At 66.7% G+C, this 16,036-nt stretch carries 16 protein-coding genes; 10 read left to right on the top strand and 6 right to left on the bottom strand.

All coding sequences use genetic code 11. The annotated features are described in order from the left end of the window. Positions 1-99: 99 nt before the first annotated feature. The 5 genes from AC5P7R_RS07820 to AC5P7R_RS07800 form a co-directional block, all read right to left on the bottom strand. A complete protein-coding gene (locus tag AC5P7R_RS07820; RefSeq protein WP_111098681.1) occupies positions 100-552 on the bottom strand; it encodes an REP-associated tyrosine transposase in 453 nt (150 codons plus the stop codon). Positions 553-659: 107 nt separating this feature from the next. Then, on the bottom strand, positions 660-1,082 hold the full coding sequence (locus tag AC5P7R_RS07815) for a low affinity iron permease family protein (protein ID WP_019660693.1): 423 nt from the start codon (positions 1,080-1,082) through the stop codon (positions 660-662). 67 nt (positions 1,083-1,149) lie between these two features. Then, on the bottom strand, positions 1,150-1,485 hold the full coding sequence (locus AC5P7R_RS07810) for a hypothetical protein (RefSeq protein ID WP_021203904.1): 336 nt from the start codon (positions 1,483-1,485) through the stop codon (positions 1,150-1,152). A gap of 75 nt (positions 1,486-1,560) precedes the next feature. After that, positions 1,561-1,821 carry a hypothetical protein gene (locus AC5P7R_RS07805; protein ID WP_021203905.1) on the bottom strand — a complete coding sequence of 87 codons (261 nt, stop codon included), beginning with the start codon at positions 1,819-1,821 and terminating at the stop codon, positions 1,561-1,563. Between the two features lie 198 nt (positions 1,822-2,019). Then, on the bottom strand, positions 2,020-2,472 hold the full coding sequence (locus AC5P7R_RS07800; RefSeq protein ID WP_005419409.1) for a nucleoside deaminase: 453 nt from the start codon (positions 2,470-2,472) through the stop codon (positions 2,020-2,022). Between the two features lie 80 nt (positions 2,473-2,552). Here AC5P7R_RS07800 and ubiE point away from each other — a divergent pair, with 80 nt between their 5' ends. The 4 genes from ubiE (at position 2,553) to AC5P7R_RS07780 (ending at position 6,905) form a co-directional block, all read left to right on the top strand. Next, complete coding sequence (gene ubiE, locus AC5P7R_RS07795; protein ID WP_019660690.1) at positions 2,553-3,314, top strand: bifunctional demethylmenaquinone methyltransferase/2-methoxy-6-polyprenyl-1,4-benzoquinol methylase UbiE; 762 nt, start codon at positions 2,553-2,555, stop codon at positions 3,312-3,314. 183 nt (positions 3,315-3,497) lie between these two features. Next, positions 3,498-5,426, top strand: coding sequence for a M1 family metallopeptidase (locus tag AC5P7R_RS07790; RefSeq protein WP_021203906.1), 1,929 nt, complete (start codon positions 3,498-3,500; stop codon positions 5,424-5,426). 127 nt (positions 5,427-5,553) lie between these two features. Beyond that, positions 5,554-6,285 (top strand): hypothetical protein, encoded by a 732-nt coding sequence (locus tag AC5P7R_RS07785; RefSeq protein WP_021203907.1) that lies wholly within the window; start codon positions 5,554-5,556, stop codon positions 6,283-6,285. Beyond that, complete coding sequence (locus tag AC5P7R_RS07780; protein WP_031270516.1) at positions 6,285-6,905, top strand: HAD family hydrolase; 621 nt, start codon at positions 6,285-6,287, stop codon at positions 6,903-6,905. The genes AC5P7R_RS07785 and AC5P7R_RS07780 overlap by 1 nt, the downstream gene beginning before the upstream one ends. Before the next feature lie 219 nt (positions 6,906-7,124). On the opposite strand, the gene AC5P7R_RS07775 is transcribed toward AC5P7R_RS07780, so the two are convergent. Then, the gene (locus AC5P7R_RS07775; protein ID WP_019660686.1) at positions 7,125-8,063 is read right to left on the bottom strand and encodes a carbohydrate kinase family protein; all 939 of its coding nucleotides are present in this window, start codon (positions 8,061-8,063) and stop codon (positions 7,125-7,127) included. Positions 8,064-8,346: 283 nt separating this feature from the next. On the opposite strand from AC5P7R_RS07775, the gene AC5P7R_RS07770 reads away from it, so the two are divergent. The 6 genes from AC5P7R_RS07770 to rodA (AC5P7R_RS07745) all read left to right on the top strand — a co-directional run bounded on the left by AC5P7R_RS07770 (position 8,347) and on the right by rodA (AC5P7R_RS07745) (position 15,522). Further along, on the top strand, positions 8,347-9,393 hold the full coding sequence (locus tag AC5P7R_RS07770) for a rod shape-determining protein (RefSeq protein ID WP_005419402.1): 1,047 nt from the start codon (positions 8,347-8,349) through the stop codon (positions 9,391-9,393). A gap of 121 nt (positions 9,394-9,514) precedes the next feature. After that, complete coding sequence (gene mreC / locus AC5P7R_RS07765; RefSeq protein WP_111102105.1) at positions 9,515-10,612, top strand: rod shape-determining protein MreC; 1,098 nt, start codon at positions 9,515-9,517, stop codon at positions 10,610-10,612. Next, complete coding sequence (mreD, locus tag AC5P7R_RS07760; protein ID WP_021204559.1) at positions 10,609-11,094, top strand: rod shape-determining protein MreD; 486 nt, start codon at positions 10,609-10,611, stop codon at positions 11,092-11,094. Before mreC ends, mreD begins: the two co-directional genes overlap by 4 nt. A gap of 3 nt (positions 11,095-11,097) precedes the next feature. Beyond that, the gene (gene mrdA / locus AC5P7R_RS07755) at positions 11,098-13,170 is read left to right on the top strand and encodes a penicillin-binding protein 2 (protein WP_021204560.1); all 2,073 of its coding nucleotides are present in this window, start codon (positions 11,098-11,100) and stop codon (positions 13,168-13,170) included. Then, on the top strand, positions 13,167-14,279 hold the full coding sequence (gene rodA, locus AC5P7R_RS07750; protein WP_019660682.1) for a rod shape-determining protein RodA: 1,113 nt from the start codon (positions 13,167-13,169) through the stop codon (positions 14,277-14,279). Before mrdA ends, rodA (AC5P7R_RS07750) begins: the two co-directional genes overlap by 4 nt. A gap of 148 nt (positions 14,280-14,427) precedes the next feature. Continuing rightward, positions 14,428-15,522, top strand: coding sequence for a rod shape-determining protein RodA (rodA, locus tag AC5P7R_RS07745; protein ID WP_031270823.1), 1,095 nt, complete (start codon positions 14,428-14,430; stop codon positions 15,520-15,522). Positions 15,523-16,036: the final 514 nt, after the last annotated feature.

Here is a 16,036-nt window from a genome sequence, read left to right as displayed (position 1 = left end):
CGATACCGGTAGCGCCGGGCCACGCCCGGCGGCTTTTCGTTCCTGCATGCCTGACGTCTGGGCGGACCGCACTTCGTGCTCGCCGGGCATGGCCAGGCGCTACCGCATGGGCCAACGGCACCATGCAAACGGATATTCATCGAGATGCAGGGTCAACCCTGCTCGGATGGGGTTGCCCGGGATGTACAACGCATGGCGCCTCAAGGCTTCCTCGCTGCGTACCGCGTGATCGAAACAGCTCGGCTGCCACAAAGGCGTCTGTATGCCGAACTGCTGCCCCAGCAACCAGCTGCTGCGGGATTTCACCGTTCCCATCATGCGCGCCAGTGATCCGTCGCGCAGCTGCATCAGCCAGTGCAGATGGTCAGGCATGACGACCCAAGCAAAGGACCGACTGAGGCCCATGCGTTCAACATACCTCAATGCATCCACAAGACACGTTGCACAACGTGGATCTTCAAAGACCGGACGGCGGTGGCGTACGACCGTGGTGAGGACGTAGTAGCCCCGGATACGGGAGTGGCGGCCGCGTTCCAGGTGACGGCTGGACATGGCGCCAGTCTGCACTGATGGGATGTCCGCCGTTATCAGCCGAGGGCGATGGCCCGTGTGGGATTCTTCCGGGTATCGCGCTCGCCGGGCATGGCCCGGCGCTACCGTCAGATCGCTTCATCGTCGCGCCGGGCTGCATGGCAGGCGCGCACCCGCGCGAGCGCATCGCCGGCTTCGCGCGCCATCTGCTCGTACTCGGCGCGGATCTCTTCCAGGCGTGCCTCGTCCAGTTCTTCCAGATCGAGCAGCTCGTTGTTGGCCTCGGCGGTTGCCCGGATCAGCTCGTCCAGCTTGATCTGCATCGCGGCGGTGTCCGCGTTCTGCGTGTGCTGGATCAGGAACACCATCAGGAAGGTGATGATGGTGGTGCCGGTGTTGATCACCAGCTGCCAGGTGTCGTTGAAGCCGAACACCGGGCCACTGATGCCCCAGATCACCACGATCGCCACTGCAGCCAGGAAGGTCCACGGCGAGCCCGTGGCGGCCGCGGCCTTCTTGGCGATCGTATTGAACAGGTTTCGTGCTTTCATCGTCGTCGTCCCACCCAGGTGACGAGGATGATCGGCAGTGGCGCGTGGAGGCGCCGTGCAGCGGCCGTCAGGCGCGCATGCGTTGCAGTCGTGGCGCCTGCAGGCTGCGCACTGGGCTGCTCTGATAGACGTGCTGCCAGCAGAGGTCGACGAACTCGCGGGCCTGTGCTTCGCTCAACCGCGGCATGATCTGCAGGGCGTACTGGGTCTGGAACATTTCGTCACGTTCGGCCTCGCTGGCGCGCGGCTGGGTGATCAGCGAATCACAGGCGAACTTGATCCACGGCACGTAGGAGCCGAACGAGTTGTGCGGCAGTGCGCCCTCGGCATGCTGGCGGCGCCAGTGGTCAAGCTCGGCGTCTACGTTGATGACCGGAGGAATGGTGGGGACTTCAGCGTGCATGACAATCCAGTTCGGTTGAGTGGAAAGGGAGTGGGGGTTCATCGGAGTGTGGCGTATCTGCCGGTGCATGCCGCGTCAGCGGGATGTGGAGCCGGTGTGGCGATTGCTGATCAGTTGCGCGTGCTCGACCGCCCCCATCTGCTCGGCCATGGTGGCCATCGCGTTGCACAGTCGCTCGTGATCGCGTGGCTGGCCGCGCACCAGTTCCAGCTGCAGGCCCTGGTAGGCACTCCAGAACGACGCACTGCGCCGGTGCAGCGCGAAGTGCTGCTGCAGGCGTTCGCGGATGGATTCGAGGATCGGGTCGGGCGTAGGTCGTACGGCGTGCGCGCACATGGCTGGCTCCGCCGGGGAAACGAGCCCCGGTAACCCCACCCTAGGCGTGTCAGCCGGGTGGGGTGTTACCGCAGTGTGTGCACGCAGTCCAGCTGACTGTGCGCGCGGTCACGGCAATGGCCGCAAACGCTGTCCGCACTAAGAGGTGGCGGCACTGAAGCGTTCATTAAACGGGTTCAACGGATGACGGTGTGTGGCTCATTCACCGATGTCTTCGTTCCAGATGTCCGGATGGCGGCTGATGAAATCGCCGAGCAGGTCGACGCATTCCTGGTTGTCGAGGTCGATCACGTTGACGCCGTTTTCCCGCAACCAGTCGATGCCGCCCTGGAAGGTGCGCGATTCGCCCACCACCACGGTGCCGATGTTGAACTGGCGCACCAGGCCAGAGCAGTACCAGCACGGTGCCAGGGTGGTGACCATGATCGTGTCCTGGTAACGGCGCTGGCGGCCGGCCTTGCGGAACGCATCGGTCTCGCCGTGCACCGACGGGTCGCCTTCCTGCACGCGGCGGTTGTGGCCGCAGCCAAGCAGGCGGCCGTCGTTGTGGTACAGGGCCGCGCCGATCGGCACGCCGCCCTCGGCCAGGCCTTGGCGGGCTTCGGCGATGGCGGTCTGCAGCAGGGCCTGGTAGTCGGGCGTGGTGATCATGCGGGGCTCCGGTAAGTCGTGGCCCGCCATGATACGGGCAGGGGGTGCCGCTGGCCCCCGGCGGTGCGATAATCGGGGCCATGAGCGAATCCCCCTACAAAGCCGGTACCACCCATTTCGGGTTCCGCGACGTCGCCGCCAAGGACAAGCAGAAGCTGGTCGGCCAGGTGTTCACCTCGGTCGCGCGCAACTACGACCTGATGAACGACCTGATGAGCCTGGGCGTGCACCGGGCGTGGAAGCGCTACTACGTGGCCACCGCGCAGGTGAAGCCGGGCGACCGCGTGCTCGACCTGGCCGGCGGCACCGGCGACATCGCCGCCCTGCTGAAGGAGCGCGTCGGCGCCGAGGGCTCGGTGGTGCTGGGCGACATCAACGCCGGCATGCTGTCGGTCGGCCGTGACCGCCTGACCAACCGCGGCCTGGTGCTGGGCCTGGACTACGTGCAGTGCAACGCCGAGGCCCTGCCGTTCCCGGACAACAGCTTCGACCTGGTCACCATCGCCTTCGGCCTGCGCAACGTGACCGACAAGGACGCTGGCCTGCGCGAGATGTACCGCGTGCTGAAGGTGGGCGGCCAGGCCCGCGTGCTGGAGTTCTCCGAAGTCACCGCGGACTGGTTCAAGCCGATCTACGACTTCCACTCGTTCAAGATCCTGCCGAAGCTGGGCAAGCTGTTCGCCAACGATTCGGACAGCTACCAGTACCTGGCCGAGAGCATCCGCAAGCACCCGCCGCAGGACGAACTGAAGGCGATGATGGCGCAGGCCGGCTTCGAGCGCTGCCACTACAAGAACCTGACCGGCGGCATCGTCTCGATCCACTCCGGCTACAAGCTGTAGGCCCGGTGTTCCGGTAGTGCCGGCCGCTGGCCGGCATCCCCGTGCCCGGTCATCGTCCGTGCGGATGCCGGCCAGCGGCCGGCACTACCGGTGCTGTGGGCCGCCATTACCCCGCACCGCGCAACGCCTGCGCGGCCGGAGGGAGTTACCATTGGGGTTTGATCCCCGTAACGGTCCCGATTCATGCGTAATCCGCTGATGCTCCTTCCGCTGGCCGTGGCCCTGGCCGCCGGCTGCTCCCAGGAGGCGGCCGCGCCCGCCGCCGCCCCGACTGCCGCAAAGGCCCCTGCCGCCCCCGTGAACGCCGAGAACCGCAGCCACGACGAAAGCTCGTACGCCGAGCCGGACAAGGTCGTCATCAAGGACATCGCGCTGGATCTGAAGCTGGACTTCGACCAGAAGCAGATCGGCGGTACCGCCACCTACACCCTGGAATGGAAACAGAAGGACGCCAGGCAACTGGTGCTCGACACCCGCGAGCTGACCGTGTCCAAGGTCGAGGCCGTTGCCGCCGACGGCGCGCGCAGCCCGCTGAAGTTCGAGCTGGCCGCCGCTGACAAGGTGTTCGGCAGCAAGCTGACCATCGAGGCCCCGGAACAGCCGGCCAAGGTGGAAGTGAGCTACCACACCGCACCGACGGCCTCGGGCCTGCAGTGGCTGGCGCCGTCGATGACCGAGGGCAAGAAGCTGCCCTTCATGTTCAGCCAGTCGCAGGCCATCCACGCCCGTTCGTGGGTGCCGCTGCAGGACACCCCGAGCGTGCGTTTCACCTACAGCGCGCACGTGGTCTCGCGCCCGGACGTGATGGTGCTGATGAGCGCCGACAACGATCCGAAGGCCGCGCGTGACGGTGACTACACCTTCAAGATGCCGCAGCCGATTCCGTCCTACCTGCTGGCCATCGCGGCCGGCGACCTGGTGTTCGAGCCGATCTCCGGCCGCTCCGGCGTCTGGGCCGAGCCGACCATGGTCAACAAGGCCGCCAAGGAATTCGAGGACACCGAGAAGATGATCGGTGCCGCCGAGAAGCTGTACGGCGAATACCGCTGGGGCCGCTACGACATGCTGGTGCTGCCGCCGTCGTTCCCGTTCGGCGGCATGGAGAACCCGCGCCTGACCTTCGCCACCCCGACCGTGATCGTCGGCGACAAGTCGCTGGTCTCGCTGGTCGCCCATGAACTGGCGCACAGCTGGTCGGGCAACCTGGTGACCAACGCCAGCTGGAAGGACATCTGGCTCAATGAAGGCTTCACTACCTACGTCCAGGGCCGCATCACCGAAGCCCTGTACGGCAAGGAGATGGCCGAGATGGAGAAGCAGATCGACCAGACCGACCTGCTGGCCGAAGTGAAGGACATGAGCCCGGCCGACCAGGCGCTTGCGCTGCCGCCGCTGAACGAGCGCGACCCCGACGAAGCGCTCAGCCAGGTCGCCTACGTCAAGGGTGCATGGTTCCTGGAGTTCCTGGAGCAGCGCTTCGGCCGCGAGACCTTCGATCCGTTCCTGCGCGGCTGGTTCGATGACCATGCTTTCCAGAGCGCGAACACCGACCAGTTCGTCGGCTACATGAAGAAGAACCTGCTGCCGAAGAATCCGTCGGCAGTGACCGAGGCCGAACTGAAGGCATGGCTGGACGAGCCGGGTATCCCGGCGTTCGCGGCCAAGGCGCAGTCGCGCAACTTCAGCAGCGTCGATACCGCACGCATCGCCTTTGCCAGCGCCGGCACCGTGCCCAGCAGCCAGGTCATCGCCGACTGGAGCACCCAGGAATGGGTGCGCTTCATCGACGGCCTGGGCGCGACCCAGCCGCTGGACAAGCTGGCCACGCTGGACAAGGCCTTCCACTTCACCGGCACCCCCAATGGCGAAATCGCCATGCGCTGGTACCCGCTGGCGATCCGCAGCGGCTACGAGCAGGCCAATGAAGGCGCGGCGGCATTCATCGAGCGCGTCGGCCGTCGCAAGCTGATCCTGCCGATCTACGCCGAACTGGTGAAGACCCCGAAGGGGCTGGAGCTGGCCAAGCAGGCCTTCGAAAAGGCCAAGCCGGGCTACCACCCGATCACCACCGCCTCGGTCCAGGACATGCTGGCCAAGGCTGAAGCCAAGTAAGCGGTAGTGCCGGCCGCTGGCCGGCAACCGGTCACTGCTTCACCACCAACGGCGGGGAAACCCGCCGTTGGTGTATCCGCTTTTCGCTGCCGATAGAATCGGGATGCACTCGCCAAGGACCTCCGCCATGAAACGACTGATCCTGCTCACCGCCTGCACGCTGGCGCTGGCCGCCTGCAGCAACCCCGAGGAAGAACGCAAGGCGAAGGAAGCCGCCGCAGCCGCCGTGCAGGCGCAGAAGGAGGCCAAGGCCGAAGACGTGGCCAAGCAGTACGACATGGCCGTGGCCGCGCAGGACTGGGAGCGCGCGCGCCTGCATGGTGCCTCGCTGCTGGACCAGTACAAGGACACCGCGGCCGCCGAGCGCATCGCCGCAGGCTTCGACGAGGTCAAGGCCAAGGGCGATGCCGCGCGCGACCTGCGCCGCATGCAGGCACTGTGGCAGTACAACCAGATCCCGGTGGGCAACAAGGGCAACCAGGTTTCGGCGCAGATCTACAGCAAGGAACGGGTGGACGTGGATGGCAGCGGCGCCAAGCCGGTGCAGCTGGTGTTCCGCGATCATCCGGAGTGGAAGCGGCATGCGTATCTGGTGCTGCAGGCCGGCGATTTCCGTTGCCCGCAGTGCACGGTGAAAGTAACCGTGGACGACGGCAAGCCGATTTCCATGGCGGCGTGGCGTCCGAAGACCGATGAAGCCATTGCCCTGTTCATCACCGACCAGAAGGCGCTGTGGAAGCTGGCGCGCAAGGGCAAATCGATCAGCATCGAGTTCCCGGTCAAGGCCGGTGGCACCCGCACCGCTGTGTTCGAAACCGGTGGCGTCGACGCCAGCCGCATGCCGCAGTGGTGGCAGTGATCGTTGCGGCGGGCAGCGCCGTGCACGCGTTGTCCGCGATCCGGCACTGGGTGTTCGACATGGATGGCACGCTGACCGTCGCCGTGCATGATTTCGCCGCGATCCGCCACGCGCTGGAGATCGCGGCCGAGGAAGACATCCTTGACCATATTGCGGCCTTGCCGGACGCACCGGCGCAGGCCAAGCGCGCGTGGCTGCTGGATCATGAGCGCGCGCTGGCCGAGGACGCACTGCCGGCACCGGGTGCGCTGAAGCTGCTGCGCGCGTTGTCGGCGGCAGGCTGCCGGCTCGGCATCCTGACCCGCAATGATCATGCGCTGGCGAAGCTGACCTTGGACGCGATCGGGGTCGGGGCGTTGTTCGACGATGCCGACATCATCGGCCGCGATGAAGCGGTGCCCAAACCCTCACCGGATGGCCTGCAGCAGCATCTGCGGCGTTGGGGGATCGGGGCTGCGGAGGCAGTGATGGTCGGTGACCACGCCTACGACCTGGAGTGCGGCCGTGCCGCAGGCACGCACACCGTGCTGGTCAATCTGCCGGAAAATCCGTGGCCGGGCCGTGCCGACTGGCATTTCGCCGATTGCCGCGCCTTGTTGGCTGCCTGGCAGGGCGCCTGATGATGTAGAGCCGAGCCCACGCTCGGCTGCTCTCCGGTCAGATCGCGCTGGCGCGCGCAAGCCGAGCATGGCTCGGCTCTACAGGAATCAAACAGTGTGTCGACCAAGGTCGACACCTACCAACAGCATTCCCAGCAGCGCATCGGGTGGAAAGCCCCTTGTTGTTCAAGGGGACGCGCCGAAGGCGCGGGGATAAGGTGGAATGCGCGAGCAATTTGGTTACGCGCTAAGCGCGTAGCCAAATTGCTGCTTGAACTGCTCGTTGAACTCATCGAAAGTGAAGCGCTGGTTCTGCGTGCCCGGGTGTTCGACCTTCAGCGCGCCCATCAGGTTGCCCATGCGGCCGATGGTCAGCCAGTCGTAGCCCTTCTGGATGCCGTAGATCAGGCCGGCGCGGAAGGCGTCGCCACAGCCGGTCGGGTCGACCACGCGGCGCTCGTGCGCCGGCGGGATGTCGTAGCTCTTTTCCGGGGTGTGGATGACCGCACCCTTCGGGCCACGGGTGGTGATGTAGGCCTTGACCCGGCTGACGATCTCCTTTTCGTCCCAGCCGGTGCGCTCCTGCAGCAGGTTCGACTCGTAGTCGTTGACCACCACGTAGTCGGCCTGATCGATGAACGCGCGCAGCTCCGGGCCGTTGAACAGCGGCATGGCCTGGCCCGGGTCGAAGATGAACGGGATTCCGTCCTCGTGGAATTCCTGCGCGTTCTGGATCATGCCTTCGCGGCCGTCCGGGCCGACCAGGCCCAGGGTCACGCCCGGCACGCCACGCACGTGGTTCTCGTAGGAACGCATCATCGCGCCCGGGTGGAAGGCGGTGATCTGGTTGTTGTCGTGATCGGTGGTGATGAACGCCTGCGGGGTGAACAGCTCATCGATCACGCGCACGCGCGACAGGTCGATGCCCAGGCCTTCGAAGTACTCGCGGTACGGGCCGAAGTCCGATCCCACCGTGCCCATCGGGATCGGCTGGCCACCCAGCAGGTGCAGGTTGTAGGCGATGTTGCCGGCGCAGCCGCCGAACTCGCGGCGCATGCGTGGGACCAGGAACGACACGTTCAGGATGTGCACCTTGTCCGGCAGGATGTGATTCTTGAACTGGTCCGGGAACACCATGATGGTGTCGAAGGCAAGAGAACCACAGATCAGAGCGGACATCGATGTAAGCCTATGCGGTGAATTTTGGGGTGGGCCGGCCCGGTTCAGCGGGCAAGCAAACGGCGCCCTTGGGCGCCCGACGGCGCAAAGGTTACCCGCTGGTGCCGCTCAGGGCCAGAACCGGGTGAGACCTGATCAGGCCGAAAGCCTGTGAAGACGCGGGTTCAGCTAGTTTTTTCCTTGCTCGGCGGCAGGCGGGTTGCTAGGCTTGTCGGCCTCGATTTCTGCCCATTTTTTCGCCATCCCGCGGCGGGCACGACACCCCTCAGGACTCCTTCCTCAGATGTTCAAGAAACTCCGTGGCATGTTCTCCAACGACCTGTCCATCGACCTGGGCACGGCCAACACCCTCATCTACGTGCGCGGGCAGGGGATCGTACTGAACGAGCCATCGGTCGTGGCCGTGCGCCAGGACCGTGCCATCGGTGGCACCCGCTCGGTGGCAGCCGTAGGCGCCGAAGCCAAGCAGATGCTGGGCCGTACCCCGGGCCACATCACCACCATCCGCCCGATGAAGGACGGCGTCATCGCCGACTTCACCTACACCGAGGCGATGCTCAAGCACTTCATCAAGAAGGTGCACAAGTCGCGCGTGCTGCGCCCGAGCCCGCGCGTGCTGGTCTGCGTGCCGGCCGGTTCGACCCAGGTCGAGCGCCGCGCGATCAAGGAATCGGCCGAGGAAGCCGGTGCCCGTGACGTGTTCCTGATCGAAGAGCCGATGGCCGCCGCGATCGGCGCCGGCATGCCGGTCACCGAAGCCCGTGGCTCGATGGTCATCGACATCGGCGGCGGCACCACCGAAGTGGCGGTGATCTCGCTCAACGGCATCGTCTATTCGGCCTCGGTCCGCATCGGCGGCGACCGCTTCGACGAGTCCATCACCAACTACGTGCGCCGCAACCACGGCATGCTGATCGGTGAAGCCACCGCCGAGCGCATCAAGGTCGAGCTGGGCTGCGCCTACCCGCAGGCGGAAGTGATCGAGATGGAAATCTCCGGCCGCAACCTCGCCGAGGGCGTGCCGAAGATGATCAAGATCAGCTCCAACGAGGTGCTCGAGGCCCTGCACGAACCGCTGTCGGGCATCGTCAGCGCGGTGAAGCTGGCGCTGGAGCAGACCCCGCCGGAACTGTGCGCCGACGTCGCCGAGCGCGGCATCGTGCTGACCGGTGGCGGCGCCCTGCTGCGCGACCTGGACCGCCTGATCTCCGAGGAAACCGGCCTGCACGTGCAGGTGGCCGACGATCCGCTGACCTGCGTGGCCCGCGGCGGCGGTCGTGCGCTGGAGCTGGTGGACATGCACGGCAACGAGTTCTTTGCGCCGGAATAAGCCGTCCCGGCCGTTCCTGCCCGCCGCGCCCTTCCGGGGTGCGGCCCGCCGTGATGGCGGGCCGGCACCGGCGGGGCGCCCGCGTGTTTCCCTTCCGCCTTCTGCCAGTTGAATCGTTGCCGTGCCGCCCTACGCCGGTCCTCCCGTCGCCTCCCGATCCGGTGATGCCGCCAGCCCCCTGCGGTTGCTGGCCTATCTCGCGTTGGCCATCACGCTGATCGTGCTCGATGACCAGGCCGGCTGGCTGGCGCGCCTGCGCGAGCAGGCCAACAGCCTGGTGCAGCCGGTCTGGGCACTGGCCGGCCTGCCCGGCAAGCTCGGCAACCAGGTCAAGGATTCCGCCGCCAGCCACAGCCAGCTGGTCACCGAAAACCGCGAACTGCGCAACCAGCTGCTGCTGGCCAACGCGCGCCTGACCCGCCTGCAGACCGCCGCACTGGACAATGCCCAGCTGCGCGAACTGCTGAACGTGGCCGAGCGCAGTGGCCTGGACGTGCAGCTGGCGCCGATCCTGGACATCGACCTGGACCCGGTCAAACAGCGCCTGGTACTCGATGCCGGCAGCCGCGAGGGCGTGCATGTCGGCCAGGCGGTGATCGACGCCGGCGGCCTGATGGGCCAGGTGATCAGCGTCACCGGCGGCACCTCTACCGTGCTGCTGCTGACCGACCCTGACCATGCCGTGCCGGTCACCGTGGCCCGCAACGGCGTTCGCCTGATCGTCTATGGCCGCGGCGACACGCTGGAACTGCGCGATATTCCGCTCAGCGCCGGGGTGGAAGTGGGCGATGAGATCGTCACCTCCGGTCTTGGCGGTCGTTTCCCGGCCGGCTTCCCGGTCGGCACCATCACCGGCCTGCGACCGGACGACACCCATGCGTTCCTGGTCGGCGAACTGAAGCCGGCGGCGCAGCTCGACCGCGGCCGCGACGTGCTGCTGCTGCGCCCGGGCGCGGCGATCCGCATTCCGCCGGAGCTGCGCCTGCAGCTGGAAGAAACCGCCCCGGGTGGCCCGGCCACCGGCGCCACCGTGCCCGTGGGAACCGCGCCAGCGGCATCGACGCCAGCTCCGGTCAGCGCCCCGGTAGTGCCGGCCGCTGGCCGGCAACAGCCCTCGTCGCAAACGAGGTCTGTTGCCCCCGCATCCTCCCCTGATCCTGCTGCTCCGGTAGTGCCGGCCGCTGGCCGGCAACCGACCACGCCGGAGGCGCAGCGATGAGCCGCCTGCGCGACAACCCATGGGTGCTGCCGGCCAGCCTGGTGGTGGCGCTGCTGCTGGGCCTGCTGCCGTTGCCGGCGCTGCTGCAGCCGCTGCGCCCGTACTGGCTGGCGCTGGTGCTGGCGTACTGGGTCATCGAAGCGCCCGAGCGCGTCGGCCTGGGCATCGCCTTCGCCAGCGGCGTCATCGCCGACCTGCTGTACGGCGGTGTCCTCGGCGAGCAGGCACTGCGGCTGGTGATGCTGGCTTTCATCCTGCAGCGCTTCCGCGCGCGCATCCGCTTCTTCCCGATGTCGCAGCAGATGCTGGCCATCGGCGGCCTGCTGTTCAACGACCGCATCGTCAGCGCACTGGTGCACATCCTGGTGGGCGAACCGACCCTGCCGTGGTCGTACTGGTGGGCCCCGCTGCTGGGCATGGGCCTGTGGCCGCTGGTGTTCGTGCTGCTGGACGCGGTGCGCTTCGGCAAGCGCGGGCGCTGAGCCATGATTCCGCGCCGCCAGGTCAAGAATCCACACGCCGAAGCCGAGCAGTTCCGCCGTCGCGCGGCGCTCGGTTTCCTGGGCGTGCTGGTCTGCCTGCTGGGGCTGGGCGGCTGGTACTTCAAGCTGCAGGTGCTGGACCACGACGTCTATGCCACGCGCTCGGAAGCCAACCGCATCAAGCCGCGGCCGGTGGTGCCCGGGCGCGGCATGATCTACGACCGCAATGGCCGCCTGCTGGCCGAGAACGTGCCGGCGTTCCGCCTGGACGTGACCCCGGACAAGGTCAAGGACATGGACGCCACCCTGGAAGGGCTGGCGAAGATCATCAGCATCAGCCCGGAAGAGCTGGAAGCGTTCAACAAGTCGCGCAAGGCGCGCCGCAAGTTCCTGCCGGTCACGCTGAAGCTGCGCATGAGCGACGAGGAGATGGCGCGCTTTGCCGTCGACCGCTGGCGTTTCCCGGGGGTCGAGCTGGAACCCTACCTGACCCGGCGCTACCCGTATGGCGATCTGTTCGCGCACATCATCGGCTACGTCGGTCGCGTCGATGACAAGGATCTGGAAATCCTCGGCGAAGGTAATGCCGCGCTGACCCACATCGGCAAATCCGGCCTGGAGCGCTATTACGAGCAGCAGCTGCGTGGCCGGGTCGGCTATGAACAGGTCGAGACCAACGTGCAGGGCCGCGCGATCCGCACCATCGGCCGGGTGGCCGCGCAGTCCGGTGCGGACCTGCGGCTGTCGATCGACGCCGACCTGCAGCGCGCGATGGTGGCTGCCTTCGGCGACCAGGAAGGCTCGGCGGTGGCGATGGACCCGCGTACCGGCGAAGTGCTGGCGATGGTCAGCCTGCCGTCCTACGACCCCAACCTGTTCGTCAACGGCATTTCCCATGCCGACTTCAAGGCATTGAACGAAAACCCGTCGCGGCCGCAGTTCAACCGCCTGGTGCTCGGTGGCGTCGCCCCCGGTTCCACGCTGAAACCCCTGATCGGCCTGGCCGGCCTGGATTCGGGCGTGCGCCGCCCGGAAGACAAGGTGCTGTCCACCGGCATGTTCTACCTGCCCGGCACTTCACGTGGCTGGGGTGATGCGCATCGCGGCGGCCACGGCTGGACCGACCTGCGCAAGTCGATCGCCGAATCGGTCAATACCTATTACTACAAGCTGGCGCTGGACCTGGGCATCGAGCGCTTCGACCATTACATGGAGTACTACGGCTTCGGCCAGCCGACCGGCATCGACCTCACCGGCGAAATCGGCGGCATCCTGCCGTCGCCGGCCTACAAGCGGAAGACCCGCAAGGAAGCCTGGTTCCCGGGCGACACGGTCAACATCAGCATCGGCCAGGGCGACTGGAAGGTCACCCCGCTGCAGCTGGCGCGCGGCGTCAGCGCGCTGGCCGACGGCCAGCTGCGCACCCCGCACCTGGTGATCCAGCAGCGCGAAGGATTCGACAGCGACTGGACGGCAATGCCGGCCGGCGAAAGCAAGCCGATCAGCCCCAACCCCAACAACGTGCAGGCCGTGCGCGAGGGCATGATGGCGACCATGCGGCCCGGCGGCAGCGGCTGGCGCGTGGCGGTGGGTGCGCCGTACGTGATGGCCGGCAAGACCGGTACCGCACAGGTCATCAGCCGCAAGGGCACTGCTGCAGTGAACCCGAAGAGCCTGCCGATGCACCTGCGCCACCGCGCGCTGTTCGTTGGCTTCGCGCCGGTCGAAAACCCGGTGATCGCGATTGCGGTGGCGGTGGAAGGCGGTGGCTACGGTGGTTCAGCCGCGGCGCCGATCGCCCGCAAGGTGTTCGATGCCTACCTGCTGGGCAAGATGCCCGAAGGCATGCAGCCGCTGGACAGCGAGCGCGGCACCACTGCCATCGGCGCCACCGCGTTCGACAACGAAGACGCGAGCGCGCGCCAGGCCGGCGATCTTGCCGCTGCACAGGTGGGAGAACATCCGGTGCTGATCGGCGTGCCTGCACCGGCGCCTGCACCCGCGCCGCAGCCGGATGCGCAGGCCGCCGCGTTGCCGGCCACGCCACGGCCGACCCCTGCGGAGCCCGCACGATGAGAGTGTTCCTGCGGTGGGCCGGCGACATGCTGCGCCGCTTCTTCAGTACGCTGGACTGGGTGCTGTGCCTGGCCCTCGGCGCGCTGATGGTGATCGGCCTGGCGACCCTGAAGAGTGCCGGAGGCGACAGCCTGGTGATGGCCCAGGGCGCGCGCTTCGCGGTGGGCATGGCGGCGCTGTGGGGCATCTCGCGCGTGCCTATCCTGCGCATCCGCTCGGCCACGCCGATGATCTATGCGATCTCGATGATTCCGTTGCTGGCGGTGTTCGTGCTCGGCACCGGCAAGTACGGCCGGCAGTGGCTGGACCTGAAGTTCTTCTACCTGCAGCCGGCCGAGCTGCTGAAGGTGAGCCTGCCGATGATGGTGGCCTGGTACCTGCACAGGATGCCGCTGCCACCGCGCTTCAATACCGTGCTCGTGGCCTTGGTCATCATCGGCGTACCGACCGGCCTGGTGATGCTGCAGCCGGACTTCGGCACCGGTGTGCTGATCGCCGCCAGTGGCGTGTTCGTGCTGCTGCTGGCAGGCCTGCCGTGGTGGTGGGTCGGGCTGGGCGTAGGCGGCGTGGCCGCGGTCGCGCCGGTGGCCTGGTTCTGGCTGCTGCGGCCGTACCAGAAGGACCGCATCATGATGTTCCTGGACCCGGAAATGGACGCGCTTGGCGCCGGCTGGAACATCATCCAGTCGAAGATCGCGATCGGTTCCGGGGGCTTCGATGGCAAGGGCTGGGGCGAGGGCTCGCAGTCGCACCTGAACTTCATTCCCGAGCAGACCACCGACTTCGCGTTCTCGGTGCTGAGCGAGGAATTCGGCTGGATCGGCGTGGCCACCGTGCTGGCGCTGTACCTGCTGGTGATCGGGCGTTGCCTGTGGATTGCCAGCCAATCGCGCGATTCCTATTCGCGCCTGCTTGCCGGGGCCACCGGACTGGCATTCTTCGTCTACGTACTGGTCAACGGCGGGATGATTTCCGGCCTGCTGCCGGTGGTGGGCGTGCCGATGCCGCTGATCAGTTACGGCGGTACCTCGGCGGTGTCACTGCTGGCCGGCTTCGGCCTGGTGATGGCGGTGCGCAGCCACAACCCGGTGCACGGCGGCTACGGCTAGCCGCCGCGCTTCCTGCTCCTGATTCTTGTAGAGCCGAGCCATGCTCGGCTGCTTCTGCTGTATGAAAGGCAGTCGGGCATGGCTCGACTCTACAAATGCGGCACCGCGCTGACAGCTTCACGCAAGCACGCATTGCTACCGTGGCCGTGTGGAATGGAAACGACTGCTTGGCGGCTGCCGTGAGGCGGTGCGCACGATCGATCTGCCGTTGCTGGTTGCGTTGTTGATCCTGATGGGCGTCGGCCTGGCGGTGCTGCACAGCGTGTCCGGCCCCGTGGCCGGGCAGGCGGCGCGCTTTGCCGGTGGCCTGGTGGCGATGTGGCTGCTGTCGCGTGTTTCGCTGCTGCGCCTGCGGGCGTGGACACCAGCGTTGTATGCGTTGTCGATGCTGCCGCTGATGGCGGTCTACGTGGTCGGCACCGGCAAATACGGGCAGCGCTGGCTCAACCTCGGCGTGTTCTACCTGCAACCGTCCGAACTGCTCAAGCTCAGCCTGCCGCTGATGATGGCCTGGTACCTGCATCGCCAACCGCTGCCGCCGTCGCCACGCACGGTACTGACGGCTGCGGTGCTGATCGGCATGCCTGCAGTACTGATCCTGATGCAGCCCAACCTCGGTACCGCAACGCTGGTCACCGCCAGCGGCGTGTTCGCCTTGTTGCTGGCGGGCCTGCACTGGGGATGGGTGGCGACCGGGGCAACAGGGCTTGCGGTGGCCGCACCCCTGGCATGGTTCGGTCTGTTGCGTCAGTACCAGAAGGATCGCGTGCTGACCTTCCTCGATCCGGCGGCAGACCCGCTCGGCACCGGTTGGAACATCCTGCAGTCACGCATCGCGATCGGCTCCGGTGGCTGGGACGGGCGCGGCTGGGGGCAGGGCACCCAGGCCACGCTGGACTTCCTGCCTGAGTACACCACGGACTTCGCGTTCTCGGTGCTGGCCGAAGAGTTCGGCTGGATCGGCGTGGCCACCGTGTTTGCGCTGTACCTGTTCGTGGTCGGCCGCTGCCTGTGGATCGCGGTGCACGCCCGCGACACGCACGCAAGGTTGCTGGCCGGCAGCCTGGGCTTGGCGTTCTTCGTGTACGTACTGGTGAACGGCGGGATGATTTCCGGCCTGCTGCCGGTGGTGGGCATTCCGATGCCGTTGATCAGTTATGGCGGTACCTCGGCGGTGTCGCTGCTGGCGGGTATCGGACTGGTGATGGCGGTGCGCGGGCACCGACCCGTGCACGGGGGATAGGGTTTCCAGCCAACGGCGCAGCCCCTCGTGGATGACCGCGCAAAGCAGTTCATGGGTGGGGCCGGGTAGATGGGCCGCGCAGGGGATGCTGCAAGTACATCCATGTAAGCTCGGTCGTCGCATCCATGCGGCTCACGCCCCTGCGCAGCCCATCTACCCGGCCACGGACAGGTTCCGTGCGCGTCTCCCCCGGAGAAGAAAAAGAAGATCAAAAGCAAAGGCGGCCTGGCGGGTCGCTTCATTGCCTTGTGTAGAGCCGATCCATGCTCGGGTCACGAGCAAGCGCAGCGTCGCGATCTTTTGATCTTCTTTTTCTTCTCCGTGGGTGGCAGACCTCCGAAATCTGTCAGAGGCCGGTCGGGTTGGGTACGCGGGGGTGTCTGATCTGGCCCCCTGAAAACGGACGCCATGAAGCCGTTTCAGGCGGCAGCCCGGAGCTGCCGGGCGTAGTTGTTAGGCGAGTGGTAGCCCAGCGCCGAGTGTAGCCGGGCTGGATTGTAGAAGCCGTGGATGT

The sequence above is a fragment of the Stenotrophomonas sp. YJH_SMC_27 genome, assembly GCF_059369815.1.
Note: the sequence above shows the minus strand (reverse complement) of the source record. Positions and strands in the feature narration are given on the sequence as shown.